Source organism: Acinetobacter sp. 1566109 (assembly GCF_000582255.1).
Classification (GTDB): Bacteria; Pseudomonadota; Gammaproteobacteria; order Pseudomonadales; family Moraxellaceae; genus Acinetobacter; species Acinetobacter nosocomialis.
Genome location: NZ_JEYB01000124.1, coordinates 1 through 2,588, shown reverse-complemented (window position 1 = coordinate 2,588; position 2,588 = coordinate 1). Strand labels below are relative to the sequence as shown.

Sequence of the window (2,588 nt, the reverse complement as noted above, 5' to 3'; positions counted from 1 at the left end):
GATTGAAGTCACACCTTTTTCTCTGGAAGAGGTGCATAAAATTCTTACCACAGTGCGTGAAGACTTCCGTCCCTATTACACCATTCGCTTTTTTACGGGTATGCGTACCAGTGAAATCGATGGTCTGCAATGGAAAAATATCGACTTACAGCGTCGTGAAATCCATATCAGAGAAGCGTTAGTGAATGGTGTGCTTGGTGGAACCAAAACTTATGGTTCTGACCGCACGATCCAGATGAATGACCGCGTTTACCAAGCCTTCCTCCAACAGAAAAGCTTAAATAATGGTAAATCAGAGTTTGTTTTCTGCAATCGTGATGGTGGACCTCTCGATTATCGTCTGGTGAATAAACGTGTCTGGCATCCGATCTTGCGCTTTCTAGGATTGAAGTCCAGAAGAGCCTATCAAACACGTCATACAGCAGCAACTCTTTGGCTATCGGCAGGAGAAAATCCGGAATGGATCGCACGTCAATTGGGACATTCAACCACTGAAATGCTATTCCGGGTCTATAGCCGTTACATCCCCAATGTTACGCGCCGCGATGGCAGTGCATTTGAAGCCATGCTGGAAAAACTAAATACAGAGGAGCTTGCACATGAATAGTAAAGCTTTCTTTGGTGGTGTGGTCGTCAGCCCTGAAGCAGATATGGTCGCTCGTGAATTAATCCATGAGCTACACATTCCCAAACTGCACAATCTGGCCTTTTTGCTGGAAATCAATAAATGCTTCGATGACCACCAAGCATTGAGACTCTGGTTACAGCGAATGCTGGATGAAGGACAAGCTCATTACGATGACTTGGCCCAACAGGCCCGTCTCCGGTTAATGAGCCTAGCTCACTAATAAAACAAACATAGAAGGTCATTCAATCGATGACCTTAGCCCCTTTATACCTATAAAAAGGTGAACACATGCATAAAGATATTTCAATTTGGATGCCACTCTATATTGGCGACTTACAGGCAAAATTTGCACGAATGACAGCAGAACAAATTGGTGCGGCACTGCTGTTAATGATGGATTTCTGGAAAAATGGTGCCATTCCTCACGACCTAGCGACTGTATGTAGCATCACGAAATTACCGCAGCACACCAAGGCTAAAACTTTGTTAAATACGCTGATGGCCCTAGAATTGTTTGAAGTCGAGTCTGAGCAGATTCATTCAAATTTCTTAAGCAGTTTAAAAAGCCAGGCATTTCAAAATCAGCAAATGAAATCTGATAAAGCTAAAAATGCAGCTCAAGCACGTTGGGGGAAATCCGCTAGTAATGCTCAAGCATCAACCAAGCAACGAAAAGTAAATGCTCAAGCAGCTCCTGAGAAGAACCCGAGTATTACTCAAGCCATGCTTGAATCATGCCCTTCATCTTCATCTTCATCTTCATCTTCATCTTCATCTTCATCTTCATCTTCATCTTCATCTTCATCTTCAAATTTTGAAGAAAAAAATGAGAGTTTTTTAGAAAATTCAAAGTGGATTTAGGAGATCAGTCATGAATACCATGCTTAAAACACTCCAGTTTCGCGCAGAAACAACGGAAACACTTTGCCCTACCCATCATATACCCCTGATGGAAATCGCTGGTCACAAGCTATGTAAATTGTGTGCCAAAGAAACCGTCCATCACTCACATGCAGCCTATGCAGATGAGTTGCAACAGCGATTGCTACAACAGAAAATCAAAAACTCAGGGCTCAATAAACGTTACCTGGATCGTGGCTTCAAGAATTATGTAGTTGCATGTCCTGCACAAGACAATGCCATCAAACTATGTCAGGCTTTTGCACAGCAGATTATTTCTGACCATTATCCAAACCTACTGCTCATTGGTACACCGGGTACAGGAAAGACTCATCTGAGTGCGTCAATCATTCGCAACATTCTGCATAACAGTACAAAATCTGCACGCTACTATACCAGCGCAGAAATTGCTCAAAAAATGATGGATACCTGGTCAGATGCTTCACGCTCTGAGAAAGAAGTCATCGACCATTTCTCCAGTTTTGATTTATTGGTGATTGATGAATATGGCCTGCATGACCGGCATGAAAAACGCCTGGAGATGGTGCATAAGGTCTTATATAGCCGTTATGACAACATGAAATCTACTCTGCTGATTTCCAATTTCACAGTCCAAAATATGCAGCGAGATTTAGGTGTCCGATTATGGTCACGATTACATGAAAACAATTTGATTGTAGTACCGTGTTATTGGGATGATAGACGCATCACCGGATAAAAGAAGTCTTTACTACCGCCAATTATATTATTGATATAATTGGCATTTTTTATAATTAATTTCTAAAAATCTCAACTTTATTCTCTAAAATATAGACAGAAAAATTCTAGAAAAAGAGAGGAAATCCTATCATTTTATGTTGAAAATCATAAAGTTCATTAATGAATTACCGGTATCAAAATAATTACTACCGAATAGCGTACTTATTAATAGGACTTACGCAAAGACGACCGAAGGCGAGTTATCTTAATCAATTTTTGAGCTTACAAGCAGGGGTTACGATGAAAATTTTTTGGTTTATACCGACACATGGCGACAGTCGTTATTTAGGCACGAGTAAAG

5 protein-coding genes are annotated in these 2,588 nt (G+C 40.9%); all 5 read left to right on the top strand.

All coding sequences use genetic code 11. From position 1 onward, the window contains the following. Positions 1 to 607, top strand: a 607-nt coding sequence (locus J582_RS24520; protein WP_032048832.1) for a site-specific integrase, incomplete at its 5' end; no start/stop codon positions are given. Further along, positions 600 to 848, top strand: coding sequence for a hypothetical protein (locus J582_RS24515; protein ID WP_004895356.1), 249 nt, complete (start codon positions 600 to 602; stop codon positions 846 to 848). The genes J582_RS24520 and J582_RS24515, both read left to right, overlap by 8 nt. Before the next feature lie 68 nt (positions 849 to 916). Continuing rightward, entirely contained in the window at positions 917 to 1,489 is a 573-nt protein-coding gene (locus tag J582_RS24510; RefSeq protein ID WP_032048831.1) for a DUF1376 domain-containing protein, read from the top strand. Positions 1,490 to 1,499: 10 nt separating this feature from the next. Then, positions 1,500 to 2,246, top strand: a complete 747-nt coding sequence (locus tag J582_RS24505) for an ATP-binding protein (protein ID WP_032048830.1) — start codon at positions 1,500 to 1,502, stop codon at positions 2,244 to 2,246. 281 nt (positions 2,247 to 2,527) lie between these two features. After that, positions 2,528 to 2,588, top strand: a 61-nt coding sequence (locus tag J582_RS27415) for a hypothetical protein (protein ID WP_228131713.1), incomplete at its 3' end; no start/stop codon positions are given.

Excerpts from the sequence above, each read along its gene's own strand:
- J582_RS24515 (WP_004895356.1), top strand. The coding sequence starts at position 600 with ATGAATAGTAAAGCTTTCTTTGGTGGTGTGGTCGTCAGCCCTGAAGCA.
- J582_RS24510 (WP_032048831.1), top strand. The coding sequence starts at position 917 with ATGCATAAAGATATTTCAATTTGGATGCCACTCTATATTGGCGACTTA.
- J582_RS24505 (WP_032048830.1), top strand. The coding sequence starts at position 1,500 with ATGAATACCATGCTTAAAACACTCCAGTTTCGCGCAGAAACAACGGAA.